Here is a 19,485-nt window from a genome sequence, read left to right as displayed (position 1 = left end):
GCGGCAAGCTCAGAAGCCGAGGCTCGCGAGCAGGTCGTCGACCTGCGCCTGGTCCTGCACGACGTCGGACTTGCCTTCGGGCGCGATCTGCGGCCCGTTCAGCAGCGACTCGGGGCTGCCGGTCGCGCTGATCTGCTCGGCCGCGAGTGCGGCCGCGGTCGCCGCGAACTGCTCGCGCCGCTCGGGCGCGATGTTCTCGACGAGCACGGTGAGCAGCTGCTGCTCGATCAGGTAGACCATCTCCATGATCTTCTTGATCACTTGCCCGGTCAGGTCCTGGAAATCCTGCGCGAGCATGATCTCGAGCAGCTGCGCGCTGGTCGCGGAAGTCGCTTCGGGCAGCGCGTGCAGGAACGTGCGCGTATCGCCCATCAGCTCGCGCACTTCCGCGTGCTCGATCGGCGCCGCGTACCACTGCGCCCAGCGGGCGTCGAGCGCCTCGGCCTCATTCTGGATGCGCTCCTGCACCGGCTTGGCGATCTCGATCGCGTTCAGCACGCGCTCGGCCGCCTGCTCGGTCATCGTCGCAACGTAGCGCAGACGGTCGCGCGCATCGGGCACGGCTTCCGCCGCGCGCTCGACATGCTTGTCGAGTCCGAGCTCGCGCATCGAATCGCGCAGCGTGCGCGTGACGTGGCCGATGCGCGCGAGGATCCGGTCGCTCGCGAAATCGGCCCCTTCTGCGTGGCTCTCGGCACTGAACGCCGCGCCGGCGAGCGCCGCATGGATCGACTCGTTCACGTCAGCTCCCGGCCTTCGCCATCTTTTCGATGATCTTGTTCAGCTTCTCGTCGAGCGTCGCGGCCGTGAACGGCTTCACGACGTAGCCGCTCGCGCCCGCCTGCGCGGCCGCGATGATGTTTTCCTTCTTCGACTCGGCCGTGACCATCAGCACCGGCAGGTGCGTGAGCGTCGCGTCCCCGCGGATTTCCTTCAGCATCGCGAGGCCGTCGAGGTTCGGCATGTTCCAGTCCGAAATCACGAAGTCGAAGCCGCCGCCGCGCAACCGTGCGAGGCCGGCTGCGCCGTCCTCGGCTTCGTCGACGTTCGTATAGCCCAGTTCCTTGAGCAGGTTGCGGACGATCCTGCGCATCGTCGGGAAATCGTCCACCACCAGGATTTTCATGCTCTTGTCCATCGTCGTTCCTTTGCAGATTCGTTACCGTCGGGACCCGCAGCGTCGCACGCGCCCCGTGACATTTCATTCAGACCCGCTGCACGCGGTCGCCCATCGTTGCGAGCCGCGCCATCACGCGCCGGCTCATCTCGGCGAGCGGCGCGATCTCGTCCGCGCCGCCGAGCGCGATCGCCTCGCGTGGCATCCCGAACACGATGCAACTCGCCTCGTCCTGCGCAAAGGTGTGGGCGCCCGCGCGCTTCATGTCCAGCAGGCCGGCCGCGCCGTCGCGACCCATCCCCGTGAGGATCACGCCGATCGCGTTCTTGCCCGCGTGCTGCGCCGCCGAGCGGAACAGCACGTCGACCGACGGGCGATGGCGATTCACCGGCGGCTCGTCGGACAGCTGCGCGATGTAGTTTGCGCCGCTGCGTGCGAGCAACAGGTGCGCATGGCCCGGCGCGATATACGCATGGCCGGGCAGCACCCGCTCGCCGTGCTCGGCTTCCTTCACCGCGATCCGGCACAGGCCGTTGAGCCGCTGCGCGAACGATTTCGTGAAGCCGGGCGGCATGTGCTGCGCGATCAGCACCGCCGGCGCATCCGGCGGCAGCGGCGTCAGCACTTCGCGGATCGCCTCGGTGCCGCCCGTCGACGCGCCGATGATGATCAGCTTCTCGGTACTGACGAGCGGGTTGTTGACCAGCGGCGCGGCCGGGTGGCTGCCCGCTGCGCGCGCGACTGCCTGCGGCTGCGGCGCCTGCCGCACGCGCGCGCGCGACGCCGCGCGGATCTTGTCCGCGAGCTTCTCCGCATAGTCGAGCATGCCGTCGCGAATCCCGACGCGTGGTTTCGTCACAAAATCCACCGCGCCGAGTTCGAGCGCGCGCAGCGTGATCTCCGAGCCGCGCTCGGTCAGCGACGACACCATCACGACCGGCATCGGCCGCAAGCGCATCAGCTTCTCGAGGAAGTCGAGCCCGTCCATGCGCGGCATTTCGACGTCCAGCGTCAGGACGTCCGGGTTGTGCTGCTTGATGAGTTCGCGCGCGACGAGCGGATCGGGCGCGGTCGCGCACACCGTCATGTCGGGCTGGCTATTGATGATCTCCGTCATCAGGCTGCGAATCAGCGCCGAGTCGTCGACGCACAACACTTTGATCTTCTGCACTGCGGTCATGCCTCCTGCTTTCTCGAAAGGTTGCCCGCCAACGGGCTGCCGGCCTTCGGGTTCGCCGCCTGCGCGCTGCCGGCGCCGCGGGCGCCGAACAGCTCGATGCGCGGACGCGCCGGCGGCGGTGCGGCCGGGCGCTTCGCCGCGAACAGCTCGACGTGCGCGCGCGGCCGGGCGGCGCGCACGCGGTCGGCTTCGCGCGCCAGCGCGGCTTCGCGCTCGGTGACGCCCGGCACCTGCAGCCGCAGCTTCTTCACCATCGCGCGGCCCGTGCGCGGCATGAACGCGACCTTGCGCGGGTGCACGCCCTGCAAATCCTCCGCGGTGATGCGGATGCGTTCGAGCGCAAGGTAGCGGCGCACGAAATCCGCGTTGCGATCGCCGATGTTGATCGTGGTCATCCCGGCCAGCACGGCCGCGCCGCCGAATACCTTCGCCTCGATGCGTTCGCGGCGCCCGCCCGCCTTGATCAGTTCGTTGATCAGCACTTCCATCGCGTATGCGCCGTAGCGCATCGAATCGGACGCAGCCGCACCCGCGTCGGCGCCGTCGTCGGGCAGCATGAAGTGGTTCATCCCGCCGATGCCCGCGAACGGGTCGTGCAGGCACGCGGCGACGCACGAACCGAGCACGGTCATCAGCACCATGTCCTCGGACGTCGTGTAGAACTCGTTCGGCAGCAGCTTCACGCCGGGGCGTTCGAAGTGGTTGTCGAAGTAGCGATTGGTCGCGATCGGCAGAGCGCTCATCCGCGTTCTCCGTAAGCAGGTGCGGCACGTGCGGGGACGCGCGGCGGCACCGCTGCCGCCGTGGCCGCGGCGCGCGGGCGCGTGCCCTGCGCGGCATCGCGCGTCAGTTCGTACACGGTCTGGCCGCGCAGCCGGAACGCCTGCGAGACGTACGTGAAATTCTCGGAATGCCCGGCGAACAGCAGCCCGCCCGGCTTCACGAGCGGCTCGAAGCGCGCCAGCACCTGCCCCTGCGTCGGCTTGTCGAAATAGATCATCACGTTGCGGCAGAAGATCGCGTCGAACGGCTTCGCGATCCCGTAATCGGCATCGGTCAGGTTCAGTTGCTCGAAGCGGATCATCGCGCGCAGTTCCGGGCGGACCTTCACGCGGCCGGCCTGTGCGCCGGTGCCCTTCAGGAAGAAGCGCTTGAGCCGCTCCGGCGCCAGGTGCTTGACCTGGTCGTAGGTATAGATACCGGCCTCGGCCTTCGCGAGCACCTGCGTGTCGAGGTCGGTCGCGAGAATCGATGCGCCGCGCGCGGCCGATTCGCCGAGCGCCTCGATCAGCGTGATCGCGATCGAGTACGGCTCCTCGCCCGTCGACGCCGCCGAGCACCAGACCGACACCGGCGCCGCCCGCCCCTTCACGAAATCCGCGAGGATCGGGAAGTGGTGCGACTCGCGGAAGAACGCGGTCAGGTTCGTCGTCAGCGCGTTGGTGAACGCTTCCCACTCGAGCGGATCGTCCTCCTGCTCGAGCAGGTCGAGGTAGTCGCGGAACGTGTCGAGGCCGCGTGCGCGCAGCCGGCGCGCGAGCCGGCTGTACGCCATGTCGCGCTTGTGCTCGGACAGCGAGATTCCCGCGCGTTGATGGATCAGCGCGCGGATGCGAGCGAAGTCCGCGCCGGTGAACGCGAAGTCGCGCCCCGGCTCGCCCGCGCGGGGCGACGGATCCGGTGCATCGGGTCGAAACGGTGCGCGCGCGGACGACATGGCTTAGAAGGTCTCCCAGTCGTCATCGGACGTGCCGGCCGCGACCGGCGCCGGCTTCTCGCCGTGCAGCGCCGGACGCACCAGTGCGGGCTTCTCGGCCGGCTTGTGCGCCGGTGCGGCGGCTGCCTTCGCGTTCGCGTTCGCGAGACGCGGGCCGTAGCCGCCCGCGGCCGGCGCGGCCTTCGACGCGCGTGCGACGGCATCCGTCGCGCGTTTCGCGTCGTGGCCCGACGCCGGTGCCGCGGCATGCGCCGCCGGCGCGGCGCGACGTGCCGGCTGTGCTGCGGCCTGCGGTGCCGGCAGCGCGGCCGGCGCGGCTTCGTAACGGCTCGCCGGCGGCAACGCCGGCGCCTCGGCCGGTGCATGCGTGGCCACGCGCACGGCGCTGCGCGCCGGCGCGAGCACGATGCCGCCCGCCACGCGCCAGTCCGACACGATCGCCTTCATCTGGCGCGTCTGCTCCTCGAGCGACGCGGCCGCCGCCGCGGCCTGCTCGACGAGCGCCGCGTTCTGCTGGGTGACCGAATCCATCTGGCCGACCGCGCGATTGACCTGCTCGATGCCGGTCGACTGCTCGTCCGACGCAGCGCTGATCTCGCCCATGATGTCGGTCACGCGGCGCACGGCCTGCACGATCTCGTCCATCGTCGAGCCGGCGCGCGCGACGAGCGCCGACCCGCTTTCGACCTTCTCGGCCGAATCGCCGATCAGCTGCTTGATTTCCTTCGCCGCGCTCGCGCTGCGCTGCGCGAGCGAGCGCACTTCGCCCGCGACCACCGCGAAGCCGCGGCCCTGCTCGCCGGCCCGCGCGGCTTCGACTGCCGCGTTCAGCGCGAGGATGTTGGTCTGGAACGCGATGCCTTCGATCGTGCCGATGATGTCGACGACCTTGCCCGAGCTCGCCGCGATGTCCTGCATCGTCGACACGACCTGACCGACCACGTCGCCGCCCTGCGTCGCGATGTCGGACGCATTCACCGCGAGCTGGCTCGCCTGGCGTGCGTTCTCCGCGTTCTGGCGCACGGTGCCGGTCAACTGCTCCATGCTCGATGCGGTTTCCTGCAGCGACGCTGCCTGCTCCTCGGTGCGCTGCGACAGGTCGGTGTTACCGGTCGAGATCTCGCGCGCGCCGACGTCGATCGACTCGGTGCCGCGATGCACGGCCTGCACCATCGTCGTCACGGCGTCCTGCATCCGCTTGACGCCGCCGAACAGGCGGCCGATCTCGTTGGTGCTGAACACGTTGACTGGCTGCGTGAGATCGCCGCCGGCGATGCGCTCGAAGTGCGCGATCGCATCCTCGAGCGGCTTCACGATCAGCCCGCGCAACACGAAGCGGATCGCGATCACCATGACGAACGCGATCGCGATGCCGGCCGCGATCAGGCCGATCATCATCGAGATCTGCGACTGCGTCGCGGCCTGGCGTTCTTCCGCGCGCTTCTGCAACGATGCGACCACGACCGACGCGGCCTGGTCGTACGCGACGAACATCGGGCTGATCTTCGTGTCGGCGACCGCGTGGTATGCGGCCATGTCGCCCGCGCGCGCGGCCGCGAATTCCGGCTCGACGCCTTCCTTCACGATCGCCGTGTAGCGCGCGGTGAGTTCGTCGACGAGCGCCGGCTCGACGCCGAGCTTCGGCGTCGCCTGGAACGCCTGCCAGTTCTGGTTCGACTTCGCGTACAGCTCCTGCGCGCGGTCGAGCACCTTGGTGGCCTCGGCCGCGTTGCCGGCCTCGGTCAGCGAGCGGAAGCGGTCGAGCGACACGCGCGCGCGCAGCAGGTACGACGACGTGTCGTCGAGCGTGTGGATCGCCGGCAGGTCGACGTGCGCGATCTCGTCGAGCGAGCGGCTCGCGTGATTGAGCGCGTAGAGGCCGAGCCCGCCGACCGCGGCGGCCAGGCACACGAGGATGAGTCCGACCGCCGTCAGCGTCGTGCGGATCGACCAGTTATGCAACATTGCGAATTCTCCCGAAGTTCCTGCGCGCGCGGCGCGCTTACGTGCCGAGCGTCTCGATCAGCGCCATTTCCCGGCTCGACATCAGCTTCTCGATGTCCATCAGGATCAGCATCCGGCCGTCGACCGTGCCGAGGCCCGTCAGGTACTCGGTCGTCAGTGTCGCGCCGAACTCCGGCGCCGGCATGATCTGGTCGGTCTGCAGCGTCAGCACGTCCGACACGCCGTCGACCACCATCCCGACCACGCGGTTCGACACGTTCAGGATGATCACGACGGTCTGGTGGTCGTACTCGACGCGGCCGAGATGGAACTTGATCCGCATGTCGACGATCGGCACGATGATCCCGCGCAGGTTGATCACGCCCTTGATGAAGTCCGGCGCGTTCGCGATGCGCGTGACGCTGTCATAGCCGCGGATTTCCTGCACCTTCAGGATGTCGATCCCGTATTCCTCGTCGCCGAGCGTGAAGACGAGGAATTCCTGGCCCGTCGCATCGCCCTGCTCGGCGTCGCGGCGGCTGGTTGCCGCGTTCGCCGCGGCCGGATTGATCATTTGGACTTCAGCAGACACGTTTGCCCCCAATCGGTTGAATGGCGAAAGTCAGAAGATCGCGAGCTCGGCGCCGGCTCGGGCGCCGTGCGTCGCACGGGTTTCGCGGTTCAGCGCCGCGACGTCGACGATCAGCGCGACGCTGCCGTCGCCGAGGATGGTCGCCGCCGAGATGCCGTGCACCTTGCGGTAATTGGTTTCGAGGTTCTTCACGACCACCTGCTGCTGGCCGACCAGCTCGTCGATCAGCATCGCGAAGCGGCGCCCCTCGGTTTCCATGATCGTGACGATCCCCTGGGTCGGGTCGGTGCGCGCATCCTCGACCGAGAACACCTCGTGCAGCGCGACGAGCGGCAGGTATTCGCCGCGCACGCGCACCACGCGCTCGCCGTTGCCGACCGTGTAGATGTCGTCGATCGACGGCTGCAGCGACTCCATCACGAAGTTCAGCGGCAGGATGAAGATCTCGCTGCCGACCTTCACCGACATCCCGTCGAGGATCGCGAGCGTGAGCGGCAGCACGATCCGCGTGGTCGTGCCGCGGCCGGCCTGCGACGTGATCTCGACATGGCCGCCCATCGACTGGATGTTGCGCTTCACGACGTCCATCCCGACGCCGCGCCCCGACACGTCGGTCACGGTCTCGGCGGTCGAGAAGCCCGGCGCGAAGATCAGGTTCCACACTTCTTCGTCGCTGATGTTGTCGGACACCTGCATGCCCTGCTTCGCGGCCTTCGCGAGGATCCGCTCGCGGTTCAGGCCCGCGCCGTCGTCGCTGACCTCGATCACGATGTTGCCGCCGTGATGCGCGGCCGACAGCACGAGCTGGCCGACCCCGTCCTTGCCGGCGGCGACGCGCTTGTCGACCGTCTCGATTCCGTGGTCGAGGCTGTTACGCACGAGGTGCGTGAGCGGATCGATGATCCGCTCGATCAGGCTCTTGTCGAGTTCGGTCGCCTGGCCGAACGTGACCAGCTCGACCTGCTTGCCGAGCTTGCCGGCGAGATCGCGCACGAGCCGCGGGAAGCGGCTGAACACGTAGTCCATCGGCATCATGCGGATCGACATCACCGCTTCCTGCAGGTCGCGCGCGTTGCGCTCGAGCTGCGCCATCCCGTTGAACAGGCGATCGTGCAACGCCGGATCGAACGCGCTCGCCGTTTCCGCGAGCATCGCCTGCGTGATCACGAGTTCGCCGACCAGGTTGATCAGCTGGTCGACCTTCTCGACGCCGACGTTTCAACTCGGCGAGCGCACGTTGCAAGCAGTCGTGAACGTGATCCACGGCTGTCGCGTATGGACCAGCATGCAGATCATCAGGCGCCAAAGAAAACGCGCCGCAATCTTAGTTAACAGCCGGATTCGGCCGCGCGCGACCTTGTCTTCGTAAACTGTGTAAGCCGCTCAAGGGCACGAACGGCAAGTGTCAAGCAGGTCCGGGCAGGTCGAAGGTGAGAACAGACACCAGTCGGCACGGTCAACCAGGCGCTTCATGAACAGGTCGGGAATCCAGTTTACCGTGTTCATGTGCAGGGTGACACGGAGATGTTCCCCGATGTTCGCAAGCACCCCGAGGAAGTTCTCGACGGCGAGCTGCCAGGATACGAGGTACGCGCACTTCGCGACCTGTTCATGAAGCGCGTGATGGAAGGCGACGGCTGGGTGGTGTTCTACCTTCAGGAACGGGCCACGCCCACGACAAGTTCGTTCGTGGAGTTGGTATGGGATTACAGGGCACGCGCACGCAACCAGTCGTGCCCGAAGACCCAGCTGAACTTGAAGAGCAGCCGCATTAGTTCAGCGGCTAAAAGCTGCGCATGAGGTCTAAACGACCGTCGTCAGGTAGCACGACAAGGAGCCGCGACCGGCTCGGCGGCGGCCGGCGTGGCGGCAGGCGCCGCCGGCGCGGTGCCGCGCGCAATGCGGATCTGGCTGTCGTCGATCACGAAGCAGCACACGGCGACGATGTCGTCGGACGGCACGTCCGATTCGAGCCACAGCGTCAGGTCGCCGCCCGCTTCCTCGCGGCCGACGATCCGGCCCAGATTGCCGAGTTCCTCGGCGAGCAGCGCCTGGTCCTTCGCGTCGACGCCGACGAGCGTGATCCTCAGGTGCGGGCCGTCCGCGCCGGCGTCGGCCGCCGGATGAGCGGCCGCGACGGCCTGCTCGACCACGTGGTCGGGCGCGCGATCGCCGCCGGCGACGGGTGCCGGCACCAGTGCCGGTTCAGCGACAGCGGGTGCGGCAGGCGCGGCATCGACGACCGCGGGCGCACCCGCGCCGCTCTCGGCCTTCAAGCGTTCGAGCTTCGCACAGATCGTCGCGGCGGCCGCCGCGTCGGGCTCGGCGCTCGCACGGTAGTCGACCAGCTGGTCGGACAACACGTCCTTGGTCTCAAGGAATGCGTCGACCATTTCCTTGGTCAGCGTCAGCTCGTGATTGCGCGCACGGTCGAGCAGCGATTCGAGGATGTGGGTCGTCTCGGTCAGCGCGGAAAAACCGAACGTCGCCGCGCCGCCCTTGATCGAATGCGCGGCGCGGAAGATCGCCGCCAGGTCCTCGGGGTCGGGCGAGCCGACGTCGAGGTTCAGCAGCAACTGCTCCATCTGCGCGAGCAGCTCGTCCGCTTCGTCGAAAAAGGTCTGGTAGAACTGCGTGATGTCGAGAGTCATGCCCGGTCACCGGTTGGATTCGTCGCGTTCATGTCAGGAAGCTGCCGGCTCGGACAGCGTCGCGACCAGGTCGACCAGCACGGTCGGGTCGATCGGCTTTTCGATCCAGCCGGTCGCGCCTGCGTCGCGCGCGGCGTCCTTGAAGGCGTCGCTGCCTTCGGTCGTCAGCACGAGGATCGGCGTGTCGGCGTACGCGCTCAGCTTGCGCAGCGCGGCGATCACCTCGAGCCCGTTCTTGCGCGGCATGTTCTGGTCGGTCAGCACCAGGTCGTACGGCACGGTGGCCGCCATGTCGAAGCCGGCTTCGCCGTCCGGCGCCACCGTCACGTCGTAGCCGGCCTGCGCAAGCGTCGCCTGCAGCAGCGCACGCATGGTCGCGGAGTCGTCGATGGCGAGAATGGTTCGGATCATGTCTGTCTCGGAATCTGGGAAACGTCAGGGTTTCGGTGCCACGGCGACGGCGCTCGCGAGCGCCGGTTGCGCGGCCGACGACGGGCCGCCGAGCTGCTGGGCCAGCAGCTTCGAGCCCGCCGCGTCAGCCGACAGCGTCGTGGTCGTCGCGTCGTCGCGCATCAGCGCGTCTTCGGATTTGCGGTTCAGCACGATCACGCTGATCCGGCGGTTTTCCGGGTCGAGCGGATCGGCCTTGTTCAGGTTCTGCGTCGACGCGAGGCCGAGCACGCGCAGTACCTTCTCCTCGTCCATGCCGCCCGCGATCAGCTCGCGGCGCGACGCATTCGCGCGGTCGGCCGACAGCTCCCAGTTGCTGTAGCCGCCTTCGCCGCCCGCGTAAGGCACCGCGTCGGTGTGGCCCTGCACGATGATCCGGTTCGGCACGTCGTTCAGCGTCTTGCCGATCTCGCGCAGGATGTCGCGCATGTACGGCTCGACGTGGTCGCTCGACATCGCGAACATCGGCCGCTTCTGCGTATCGACGATCTCGATGCGCAGCCCCATCAGCGTCGAGTCGATGCGGATCTGCTGCTTGAACTGGCGCAGCGTCGGGTTCGCCTCGATCGCGGCCATCAGCTTGATCTGCAAGTCGTGCAGGCGCGCCTGCTCTTGCCGCTCGAGCGCGCCTTGCGCCTGCGAGTGCGACTTCTCGTCGACCGGCTTCGCGACGCGATCGGCGAGCGGCGTCGTGCCGTCGGTACGGCGCAGCGTGCCCGCGTCGGCGCTCGACAGGTCGCGGCCGCCGCCGTTGATGATGCTCGAGTCCTGCGAGCTGCGATCGCCGTTGCCGAACAGCGCGGCCTTCAGCGGCGTGTTGAAGTACTCGGCGATCCCCTTCAGTTGCACCGGCGTGACCGAGCTCAGCAGCCACATCAGCAGGAAGAACGCCATCATCGCGGTCATGAAGTCCGCGTACGCGAGCTTCCATGCGCCGCCATGGTGGCCCTTCTTCTGCGGGGCCACCCGTTTCACGACGATCGCGCGGTCCTTGTTCTTGCTCATCGAACGCTCCGCGTCACTTCGCCTTCACGCGGCGCACATGCTCTTCGAGCTCGGTGAACGACGGACGCTCGGTCGAGAACAGCACCTTGCGGCCGAACTCGACCGCGATCGCCGGCGCATAGCCGTTCAGGCTCGCGAGGATCGTGACCTTGATGCACTGGAACATCTTGGTCGACTCGGCGACGCGCTGCTCGGCGAGGCTCGCGAGCGGCCCGATCAGCCCGTACGACAGCAGAATCCCGAGGAACGTGCCGACCAGCGCCTCCGCGATCATCGCGCCGAGCACCGCGGGCGGCTTGTCGGCCGACGCCATCGTGTGCACGACGCCCATCACCGCCGCGACGATCCCGAACGCCGGCATCGCGTCGCCGACGCGCATCAGCGCGTGCGCGGGGCCTTCGCCTTCCGCGTGGTGCGTCTCGATCTCCTCGTCCATCAGGCTCTCGATCTCGAACGCGTTCATGTTGCCGCCCACCATCAGGCGCAGGTAGTCGGTCAGGAATTCGACGATGTGGCGATCCGCGAGGATTTTCGGGTATTGGGTGAAGATCGGGCTCTTGTCCGGATCGTCGATGTCGGCCTCGAGCGTCAGCGTGCCTTCCTTGCGCGCCTTCGCGAGCAGCACGTACAGGAGCGCCATCAGCTCCATATAGACGTCCTTGGTGTACTTCGAGCCCTTGAAGAGCGTCGGCAGCACGCGCAGCGTCGCCTTGATGGTCTTCATGCCGTTGCCGAGGATGAACGCGCCGACACCCGCGCCGGCGATCATCAGGATCTCGAGCGGCTGGACCAATGCGCCCAGATGCCCGCCTGCCAGCGCGTAGCCGCCGAAGACGGACAACAGCGTCACGAGTGTTCCCACGATAATCAGCACTGCCTGTCCCTCACGAAAGACCGGCGGGGAGACCGCCGTTAATCAGGTTTACGGCAGTCGGCAGGAAAACTTTCGCGGTCGCGCCGCGACGGCACGGCGGTGTTTACCAGCAATCCCCGGCCGGTTCGCGCGGCCCGCGGCGACCGTTCGGCCCTACCCGCGCCACGCCCGGCGGCGCTCAGGCCGCGGCGGCGGACAGTTCGGCGCGCGCCGCGGCGGCCTTGCGGGTCTTGCCGGCGCGCGACGGCGGCTGGCACAGACCGCACACGAAACCTTGATGCGGATCATGCGCATGCGCGACGAAGTGACCGCCGCAGCGCGTGCACGGGGTCATCTGCAGCATCCCCGAGTCGAAGAAGCGCACCAGCGTCCATGCGCGGGTGAGACTCAGCGCAGCCTCGTCGCCGGACAGGTTCACGTGCTCCAGATAGAGCCGGTACGCCTTCACGATCGACTGGATCGGATCGCAGCGGCCGTGGTCCTGCATGAACCGGTAGATGTTGTAGAACAGCGACGAGTGGATGTTCGGCTGCCACGTCATGAACCAGTCGGTCGAGAACGGCAGCATCCCCTTCGGCGGCGACACGCCCTTCAGTTCCTTGTACAGCTTGATCAGGCGGTCGCGCGACAGGCTCGTCTCCGCCTCCAGCAGTTGCAGGCGGGCGCCCAGTTCGATCAGTTCGATCGCGAGGGTGATTTCCTTCACCTCGATCACGACGCTTTTGCTTGCCATGGTGAATAACCGTCCGCTTGACGTTGTTCGGATGAGTGGCCAATACGCTGCCCGCCGGCGCGGCGCGCCGGGACAAACGCAAGGCGGGGAAGGATCAGCGGACGCTTTCGACCGGCTGGCCGGCCATCAGGATGGCCGAGTGCGCGTGCGTGACGACGTCGCTGCGCCCTTTGTCGGCGAGCGAGGACAGCAGCGCGTGATCGTCGAAGCGAAAACGGCACAGCATCTGGTTCGACGCGGCGAGCTTCACGGTCTGGGCGAGCGTGAGGTTCGCGAGCACGTCGGCAAGTTCCTGGGAAACGCCCATGCGGAACATGCCCATCGCTTTGTCTTCCCGCAGCAGGCGCTGCGCGAGGAGGAGGTACGACAGGTTGACCTCTTTGATCTCACTGAGCATTTCGCTGGTGGCGCTCATGATTCCCCCGTTAAAGAGCTTTGCTTTGGCCTTGCATCTTATGAAAACGTTTGCTCGAGCAGGGCGCTCTTGGCGTCCTTCGGCACGTTTATATTCTTACAGGGCGAATTCTGGCCAAACGGCATTTATGCCGGTATCAGCGAAGTGGCGTATGCCTTGCAGGATTTGTCTGTAAACCGTGTAGGAATTTTTCCGACAAGGCGAATTGAAAGGAAGCGAGTGAGGCGCGGATTCATCAGTGATGCGGTGTCGCATCGGGCGATTACGGCGGAAGGCTGCCTGGCAAGGCCGCCGGCAAGTGAATCGGTAAAAATTATAGTGGTTTTTCACAATAGCGCAACAATAGTTGTGGCCATCTCGCTTTATGATTCCGGACCCTTTTTATCGGGGTTTTCGCGTATTTCAGCGTGTAACAAGCCTTAAGTGTTTGAAAAAACACTCGAACCCCCGAAGGCGATATCGATAATGGACTCCACTGGGCGACGGCGGGAGCCGTGCCGGCCCGCCCCGCAGCTTGCCACCCGGCGTCCCGCGCACCCCGCCACGGACCCGGCCCCGCACCGCACGACGCGTGTGTCGGCGAGTTCCGCAACCTTGCAGGACCAGCACACGCCCTCGAGCATCCACGCTGGTCGTCACTGGAGAACGCCCATGCGTATTGCCCAGATCGCGCCGCTTTACGAAGCTGTCCCGCCGAAACTGTATGGCGGCACCGAGCGTGTCGTGTCCTACCTCACCGAGGCGCTCGTCGAGCTCGGCCACGACGTGACGTTGTTCGCCAGCGGCGACTCCGTCACGTCCGCCCGCCTCGAGGCGGCATGGCCGCGCGCACTGCGGCTCGACCCGTCGATTCGTGATTCGATGGCGCCCCATATGCGGCTGCTCGAGCAGGTCGCCCGCGTCGCGCACGAATTCGACGTGCTGCACTTCCACCTCGACTACTTGCCGTTCCCGCTGATGTCGCGTCTCGATACGCCGTACGTGACGACGCTGCACGGCCGCCTCGACCTGCCGGAACTGCAGCCCGTGTTCGACGCGTTCCCGGACGCACCGGTGGTGTCGATCTCGAACAACCAGCGCAAGCCGCTGCCGCAGGCTGCCTGGGCCGGCACCGTGTATCACGGGCTGCCCGACACGCTGCTCACGCCGCAACCGGACGTGAAGCCCGAATACCTCGCGTTCCTGGGCCGGATCTGCCCCGAAAAGCGTGTCGACACCGCGATCCGGATCGCCGCGCAAAGCGGGCTGCCGCTGAAGATCGCCGCGAAGGTCGACAAGGCCGACGCCGACTACTTCAAGGAAGTGATCGAGCCGCTGCTCGGCGAAGCGCACGTCGAATTCATCGGCGAGATCAACGAGGCGCAGAAGCCCGCGTTCCTGTCCGGCGCGAAGGCGCTGCTGTTCCCGATCGACTGGCCGGAGCCGTTCGGGCTGGTGATGATCGAGGCGATGGCATGCGGCACGCCGGTCATCGCGTTCAACCGCGGCTCGGTGCCGGAAGTGATCGAGGACGGCGTGACCGGCTTCATCGTCGAGGACGTGCAGGGCGCGGTCGGCGCGCTGCACCGGATCGACAGCCTGCCGCGCGACGCCATCCGCGCGCGTTTCGATACGCGTTTCAGTTCGAAGGCGATGGCGCGGCGTTATGTCGAAACTTACGAATCGCTTTGCATGACGGCCAAGCAACCGGCCTTGCGCCGGGTCGCAGGCGCCTGACACCGAAATCCACCGGGAAATATTCGGTAAAATTCGCGCCGAAACCCGCGCCAAAAACCAAAGAGCCGCATCGTCGATGCGGCTCTTTCTTTTTGTCCGGTCATTCGATCAGGAAACGATCGCGGTTTTTCCCGACGATCCAATTCGGCGGCTTGCCGCGACCGCTCCAGGTCGCACCCGACTTCGGATCGCGGTATTTCGGGGGCAGCGGCGCCTTCTTGGGCGGACGGCCGCGCCGCGCCCGGTCCGCGAAGCCCAGGTCCTGGGCCGTCAAGCCATACTCGGCAATCATCCGTTGGACCTCGGCGATCACCGCCGCCACTTCCTGGCGACGCACATCGTCCGCCTGGGCCTGCAGATCGGCGATCTGCGCCTTGAGTTTCGCGTATTGAGACATTTTTCGGCTCCCTTTATCCATGATGCGGCTCCGGCGAGTCCGGCCGGAACGCCAACACCCGTTACGTCATCCGCCCTGCCGCCCTGCTCTTCGAAATTAATGCTGTCATCTTTAACCGATTCGGCTATATCGAGAATGCGGACTTATTCTAATAAAAGCCATTCGTCAGCCATTCAAATTTAACAATCGTTGACCCTCCCGAACCCGTTTCATTTCCTATAATCCAGACCAATTCCCGACGACGGAATAAATCAACCGGTCGTCCGCTTGTCACCCACACACTTGAACAAGGTCCTTACATGAATCTTTCTCAGCGTCTGGCTGCAGAGACATTCGGCACGTTCTGGCTGGTGCTCGGCGGGTGCGGCAGCGCCGTGCTGGCCGCCGCCTTTCCGGGCCTCGGCATCGGCTTTGCCGGCGTCGCACTTGCATTCGGCCTGACCGTGCTGACAATGGCATTCGCGATCGGCCATATTTCGGGCTGCCATTTGAATCCGGCGGTGAGCGTGGGCCTGACGGTCGCCGGCCGCTTCCCGGCACGCGATCTCGCGCCGTACATCGTCGCGCAGGTCGTCGGCGCGACGCTCGGTGCGTTCGTGCTGTACCTGATCGCGACCGGCAAGCCGGGCTTCGACGTCGTCGGCAGCGGCTTTGCGACGAACGGCTTCGGCGAGCGCTCGCCCGGCCACTACTCGCTCGGCGCGGCGTTCATCTGCGAAGTCGTGATGACGGGCTTCTTCCTGTTCGTGATTCTCGGCGCGACCGACAAGCGCGCGCCGGCCGGCTTCGCGCCGATCGCGATCGGACTGTGCCTGACGCTGATCCACCTGATCTCGATTCCGGTCACCAACACGTCGGTGAACCCGGCGCGCTCGACCGGCCCCGCGCTGTTCGTCGGCGGCGACGCGATCGGCCAGCTCTGGCTGTTCTGGGTCGCGCCGATCATCGGGGCGGCCATCGCAGGGATCATCTACCCGCTGATCGCAGGGCGCGACGATGCCGTCGGCCTGCTGCCCGCATCCGCTCGCACTATCGAATAAAACGCCACGGGGTGACGCGAGCAGAGCAGCGAGCCTCACGCTGTCCAACAACATCGAGGCAAGTGATTTCGACGGGCGCCATTGGCGCCCGTTTTTCATTTCCGCTCAGGAAGCGGCGACGTCGTCGAGGGTGTCCTCGAGCGCGAACAGCGTACGCAGGTGGCGGGCCACACCCGCGTCGAAGTTGTTGCCGATCCGCGGGATGTGCGGCAGGCGCGCGACCAGGTCGGGGTTCGCGTTGTTCATCATGAACGCGTGGCCGGCGGTTTCGAGCAGGTCGATGTCGTTCATGTTGTCGCCGAACGCGATGCAGTGGCCGGTGTCGACGCCGAGCCGCCCGAGCACCGCGCGCAGCGCCCGGCCCTTCGATACGTTCGCGGTCATCACTTCGAGACAGTCGGGCAGCGAGTACGTAACGTACAGCGCGTCGCCGAACTGCACGCGCATCTGCTCGGCGACCACCGCCAGATCGGCCGGCTCGCCGATGTACAGCACCTTCGCGATGTCCGCGCCGTCGTGCGCGGCCATGTCGATCACGTCGTAGCGGAAGCCTGAATCCTGGTGGAATTCGAGCAGGTGCGGCGCGTCGCGGTCGATCAGCCAGTTGCGGTCGGTGAACAGGTTGACGATCACGCGCCCGTGCGTGCCCGTCACGTCCGGCTGCACGAGGCCGCGGACGATCGCGGGATCGATGTCCTCCGCATGGATCGCCGTATCGTCCGGTGCATGCACGCGCGCACCATTCGACGTGATCAGGTACGGACGGATGCCGAGCACGTCGCGAATGCCGGCGACGTCCGCGTAGTGGCGCCCCGTCGCGATCACGAACTGCAGGCCGTCGCGGTCGAGCCGGCGGACGGTCTCGATCGTGTACGGATCGAGCTGGTGGTCGCTGTTCAGCAGGGTGCCGTCGAGATCGGTGGCGATGACTTTGTACATGGGGACGGGTGAATGGCGCGCTGGACGCTGCGGAACCGCCATTTTAACGTCGTGTCCCGCCCCGCGTCGGACGGTTGCCGGGAGGGGCGCGCGTGCCGGGTCGAGGCCGGCTCGGTCGACTTCGGCTCCGTTGGGCTCCGTTGGGCTCCGTTTTAGTCCGGCTGCGGCGCTATTTCAGCTCCGCTCAGCTGCCTCGGCTCACTCAACCCGCCCAGCCAACCCGCTCAGCCCGCTTCGGCCACCTTCAACGCCTGCAGCGCGAGCCGGAGCGCACCGTGCGCGGAATCGTCGAGCGGCGCGCGCAGCCGGGCAGCATGACGCGCCGGAACGGCCGGTGCGAGCGCGTCGGCCAGCCCGCCGCACAGCGCGACCGGCAGCGCCTGGCGTGGATCGAGCGCGTCGATCATCTTGCCGATCTCGTCGCCGGCCTGCGCGATCAGCGCGGCCGCAAAAGGATGTGCGCGGTGCGCAAACACGATCGGCGCGAGGCGCGCGTAGATCGTCTGGTTCGCATCGCACGACCACTGAACGAGTGCGTCGCGATCGTGCGCGCCCGTTTCCGCGAGCAGCGCGCCGGCGAACGCATCGCGCGGCACGCGGCCGTCGAGCGCCTGCTGCGCGTAAGCAAGCGCGCGCACGCCGAGCCACGCGCCGCTCGCCTCGTCGCCGGACGGAAAGCCGAAGCCGCCCGCAATGTGGCACTCGCCCGCTGCGTCGAGCGCTGCCGCGATGCTGCCCGTGCCGAGCGCGACGATCAGCCCCGGCGCGCCGCCGTGCGCGCCGACGACGGTCGTATAGGCGTCGCTCTCGATCGCGAGCGCGTCGAGTGGCGCCTGCGCCCGGAAGGCTGACAGCCATGCGGCATTGTTGACGCCCGCGAGTCCGCAGCCGAGCGCGCACTGCGACCAGTCGAACGCGAGCCCCGCCCGCGTGAACGCGTCGGCACAGGCCGCGCCGATCGATGCCCACGCGCGCTCGATGCCGAGACCGAGCCCCGACGGGCCGCCGCGCCCCTGCGCGAGCTCGCGCCCATGCCGGTCGGCCAGCACCGCACGGGTGCCGGTGCCGCCGCCGTCGATGCCGATCGCAAAAAGTAATGCCGTCATGCGTTGATCCTGCTGATTCAAACAGGCGCCAAGCTTAACCGGATCCGCGCCGCGCGCCCATCTGCCGTTCGGCCGGCTATCCCGTGAATGGGGCTTCCGCTATGCTGGCGCGATCGAATCGACACTGGAATGAGGCTGACGATGTCGCAGCGGTGCAACTGGGTGAAGACTGAAGCGGACGCTCACTATCACGACACCGAATGGGGCGTGCCGTCGCACGACGATCGCCACCTGTTCGAAATGCTGATCCTGGAAGGCGCGCAGGCGGGGCTGTCGTGGTCGACGATCCTGAACAAGCGTGCCGGCTATCGGGAGGCGTTCGCCGACTTCGAGGTCGATGTGGTCGCGCGCTTCACGCCGAAGCGCATCGAAAAGCTGCTCGAGAATCCCGGCATCGTGCGCAATCGCGCGAAGGTGGAATCCGCGGTGACCAACGCGCGGGCCGTGCAGCACATTCGTGAAGATCACGGGTCGCTCGCACAGTTCCTGTGGTCGTTCGTCGACCATACGCCGATCCAGAACGCATGGCAGTCGTATCGCGACGCGCCCGCATCGACTGCCCAATCCGATGCGCTCAGCAAGGCGCTGAAGGCGTACGGCTGCAAGTTCGTCGGTTCGACGATCTGCTACGCGCTGATGCAGGCAACCGGGATGGTCAACGATCACGAGACCGGCTGCCCGTGCCACGCGGCCTGCGCGGCGCTCGGCGGCAAGCAGCGGGCCCAGCGGCGCAAGGCCGGTTGACGGCGGCAAAACCTGCCCGGCTCGCCGGGTTGGCGCATCAGCATGCCGCCAGGCGATCCGCGCACGGCGAGCCCGAGCGCGAAACGCGATTTCCGTGCGAGGGCACCGGCGGCCGAACCCGTTGGCTGCCGGCGGAACCGCCGTGCCGTCGCCGTTTGACGACCGATCGGCCGCCTTTTCGCTCCGATCCGCAACCTTTTTCCGGCCCCGAAAAGCAAAACGGCGGAGCGGCTTCTTTCGAAGCACGCTCCGCCGTTTCGCGGCAAACCGTCAGACGCTCTTAGTGGAGCTTCTTCGGCAGCATCTGGCTGCGCAGGCGCTTGTGCAGACGCTTGACGGCTGCTGCCTTCTTGCGCTTGCGGACTGCGGTCGGCTTTTCGTAGGACTGGCGTTCGCGCAGTTCAGCGATCAGGCCATTTTTTTCGATAGCACGGCGAAAGCGGCGAATCGCCACTTCGAACGGCTCGTTTTCTTTCAGAAGAATCGTCGTCATGTCGTTCCTAAATTGCTTAAACGGTCAAAAACGTAGCGGCCAAGCGCCACGCACCGGCCATCCGAGCGTCCCCACAACAGGCGAAACGAGCGGAAATACGGCCTCGGAGGCCGGAAAAGAGAGGCGGAAAGCACCGCGAGTACGCTTCACAACCGCGTGCAGCGCCGCGTTTGACTGCCAGCAGGAATGCCTAACGGCATAGGCGTGACAGAAAATCTCAATTCAGCCCGCCATCATAGCAGGAAATCACAGACAAAACTACCCTTTTGTCGATCCCGGTTCGTCGCCCTGCATGGCGCGGCCGCATACGTCACCCGACAAGGCCGCCTCTCGCATCCGCCGAAATCGCTGCCGGCCATGCCTGGCGCGGAC

20 protein-coding genes and 2 pseudogenes are annotated in these 19,485 nt (G+C 66.7%); 3 read left to right on the top strand and 19 right to left on the bottom strand.

What is annotated here, in order from left to right:
* Window positions 1–9: 9 nt before the first annotated feature.
* From cheZ to flhD, 15 genes and pseudogenes are all read right to left on the bottom strand, one after another.
* The gene (gene cheZ, locus GEM_RS00835) at window positions 10–741 is read right to left on the bottom strand and encodes a protein phosphatase CheZ (RefSeq protein ID WP_014895568.1); all 732 of its coding nucleotides are present in this window, start codon (window positions 739–741) and stop codon (window positions 10–12) included.
* Window position 742: 1 nt separating this feature from the next.
* Window positions 743–1,138: a chemotaxis response regulator CheY gene (gene cheY, locus GEM_RS00830; protein ID WP_014895567.1), complete on the bottom strand. Its 396-nt coding sequence runs from the start codon at window positions 1,136–1,138 to the stop codon at window positions 743–745.
* Between the two features lie 67 nt (window positions 1,139–1,205).
* A complete protein-coding gene (locus GEM_RS00825; protein ID WP_014895566.1) occupies window positions 1,206–2,297 on the bottom strand; it encodes a protein-glutamate methylesterase/protein-glutamine glutaminase in 1,092 nt (363 codons plus the stop codon).
* Window positions 2,294–3,040: a chemoreceptor glutamine deamidase CheD gene (cheD, locus tag GEM_RS00820; RefSeq protein WP_014895565.1), complete on the bottom strand. Its 747-nt coding sequence runs from the start codon at window positions 3,038–3,040 to the stop codon at window positions 2,294–2,296. Before cheD ends, GEM_RS00825 begins: the two co-directional genes overlap by 4 nt.
* Window positions 3,037–4,014: a CheR family methyltransferase gene (locus GEM_RS00815; protein WP_014895564.1), complete on the bottom strand. Its 978-nt coding sequence runs from the start codon at window positions 4,012–4,014 to the stop codon at window positions 3,037–3,039. The genes cheD and GEM_RS00815 overlap by 4 nt, the downstream gene beginning before the upstream one ends.
* A gap of 3 nt (window positions 4,015–4,017) precedes the next feature.
* Window positions 4,018–5,979, bottom strand: coding sequence for a methyl-accepting chemotaxis protein (locus GEM_RS00810; protein WP_014895563.1), 1,962 nt, complete (start codon window positions 5,977–5,979; stop codon window positions 4,018–4,020).
* Window positions 5,980–6,016: 37 nt separating this feature from the next.
* Window positions 6,017–6,532 (bottom strand): chemotaxis protein CheW, encoded by a 516-nt coding sequence (cheW, locus tag GEM_RS00805; RefSeq protein WP_014895562.1) that lies wholly within the window; start codon window positions 6,530–6,532, stop codon window positions 6,017–6,019.
* A 48-nt stretch (window positions 6,533–6,580) separates the two neighbouring features.
* A pseudogene (locus GEM_RS00800) lies at window positions 6,581–7,765 on the bottom strand (chemotaxis protein CheW); the annotation flags it as partial.
* A gap of 168 nt (window positions 7,766–7,933) precedes the next feature.
* Window positions 7,934–8,209: a hypothetical protein gene (locus GEM_RS32475; RefSeq protein WP_420358929.1), complete on the bottom strand. Its 276-nt coding sequence runs from the start codon at window positions 8,207–8,209 to the stop codon at window positions 7,934–7,936.
* Between the two features lie 176 nt (window positions 8,210–8,385).
* A pseudogene (locus GEM_RS00790) lies at window positions 8,386–9,201 on the bottom strand (Hpt domain-containing protein); the annotation flags it as partial.
* 33 nt (window positions 9,202–9,234) lie between these two features.
* The gene (locus tag GEM_RS00785) at window positions 9,235–9,612 is read right to left on the bottom strand and encodes a response regulator (protein WP_014895558.1); all 378 of its coding nucleotides are present in this window, start codon (window positions 9,610–9,612) and stop codon (window positions 9,235–9,237) included.
* A 24-nt stretch (window positions 9,613–9,636) separates the two neighbouring features.
* The gene (motB, locus tag GEM_RS00780) at window positions 9,637–10,656 is read right to left on the bottom strand and encodes a flagellar motor protein MotB (RefSeq protein WP_014895557.1); all 1,020 of its coding nucleotides are present in this window, start codon (window positions 10,654–10,656) and stop codon (window positions 9,637–9,639) included.
* Window positions 10,657–10,669: 13 nt separating this feature from the next.
* The gene (gene motA / locus GEM_RS00775; RefSeq protein ID WP_014895556.1) at window positions 10,670–11,530 is read right to left on the bottom strand and encodes a flagellar motor stator protein MotA; all 861 of its coding nucleotides are present in this window, start codon (window positions 11,528–11,530) and stop codon (window positions 10,670–10,672) included.
* 178 nt (window positions 11,531–11,708) lie between these two features.
* Window positions 11,709–12,263, bottom strand: coding sequence for a flagellar transcriptional regulator FlhC (gene flhC / locus GEM_RS00770; protein WP_014895555.1), 555 nt, complete (start codon window positions 12,261–12,263; stop codon window positions 11,709–11,711).
* A gap of 94 nt (window positions 12,264–12,357) precedes the next feature.
* On the bottom strand, window positions 12,358–12,678 hold the full coding sequence (gene flhD, locus GEM_RS00765; RefSeq protein WP_014895554.1) for a flagellar transcriptional regulator FlhD: 321 nt from the start codon (window positions 12,676–12,678) through the stop codon (window positions 12,358–12,360).
* Window positions 12,679–13,329: 651 nt separating this feature from the next.
* On the opposite strand from flhD, the gene GEM_RS00760 reads away from it, so the two are divergent.
* Complete coding sequence (locus GEM_RS00760) at window positions 13,330–14,394, top strand: glycosyltransferase family 4 protein (protein ID WP_014895553.1); 1,065 nt, start codon at window positions 13,330–13,332, stop codon at window positions 14,392–14,394.
* A gap of 100 nt (window positions 14,395–14,494) precedes the next feature.
* Here the strand turns inward: GEM_RS00760 and GEM_RS00755 are convergent, their stop codons facing one another.
* Window positions 14,495–14,791 (bottom strand): H-NS histone family protein, encoded by a 297-nt coding sequence (locus tag GEM_RS00755; RefSeq protein ID WP_014895552.1) that lies wholly within the window; start codon window positions 14,789–14,791, stop codon window positions 14,495–14,497.
* A gap of 299 nt (window positions 14,792–15,090) precedes the next feature.
* On the opposite strand from GEM_RS00755, the gene aqpZ reads away from it, so the two are divergent.
* A complete protein-coding gene (gene aqpZ / locus GEM_RS00750) occupies window positions 15,091–15,831 on the top strand; it encodes an aquaporin Z (protein WP_014895551.1) in 741 nt (246 codons plus the stop codon).
* A 105-nt stretch (window positions 15,832–15,936) separates the two neighbouring features.
* Here the strand turns inward: aqpZ and GEM_RS00745 are convergent, their stop codons facing one another.
* Window positions 15,937–16,770 (bottom strand): Cof-type HAD-IIB family hydrolase, encoded by an 834-nt coding sequence (locus GEM_RS00745; protein WP_014895550.1) that lies wholly within the window; start codon window positions 16,768–16,770, stop codon window positions 15,937–15,939.
* 224 nt (window positions 16,771–16,994) lie between these two features.
* On the bottom strand, window positions 16,995–17,876 hold the full coding sequence (locus GEM_RS00740; protein WP_014895548.1) for a BadF/BadG/BcrA/BcrD ATPase family protein: 882 nt from the start codon (window positions 17,874–17,876) through the stop codon (window positions 16,995–16,997).
* Between the two features lie 141 nt (window positions 17,877–18,017).
* Here GEM_RS00740 and GEM_RS00735 point away from each other — a divergent pair, with 141 nt between their 5' ends.
* On the top strand, window positions 18,018–18,620 hold the full coding sequence (locus GEM_RS00735) for a DNA-3-methyladenine glycosylase I (protein ID WP_014895547.1): 603 nt from the start codon (window positions 18,018–18,020) through the stop codon (window positions 18,618–18,620).
* A gap of 280 nt (window positions 18,621–18,900) precedes the next feature.
* On the opposite strand, the gene rpsU is transcribed toward GEM_RS00735, so the two are convergent.
* Entirely contained in the window at window positions 18,901–19,113 is a 213-nt protein-coding gene (gene rpsU / locus GEM_RS00730) for a 30S ribosomal protein S21 (protein ID WP_006401410.1), read from the bottom strand.
* Window positions 19,114–19,485 lie beyond the last annotated feature (372 nt).

Origin of the sequence: Burkholderia cepacia GG4 (assembly GCF_000292915.1) — a bacterium.
GTDB lineage: Bacteria > Pseudomonadota > Gammaproteobacteria > Burkholderiales > Burkholderiaceae > Burkholderia > Burkholderia cepacia_D.
The sequence above is the reverse complement of the archived record's forward strand: the minus strand, read 5'-3'. Positions and strand labels throughout refer to the sequence as shown.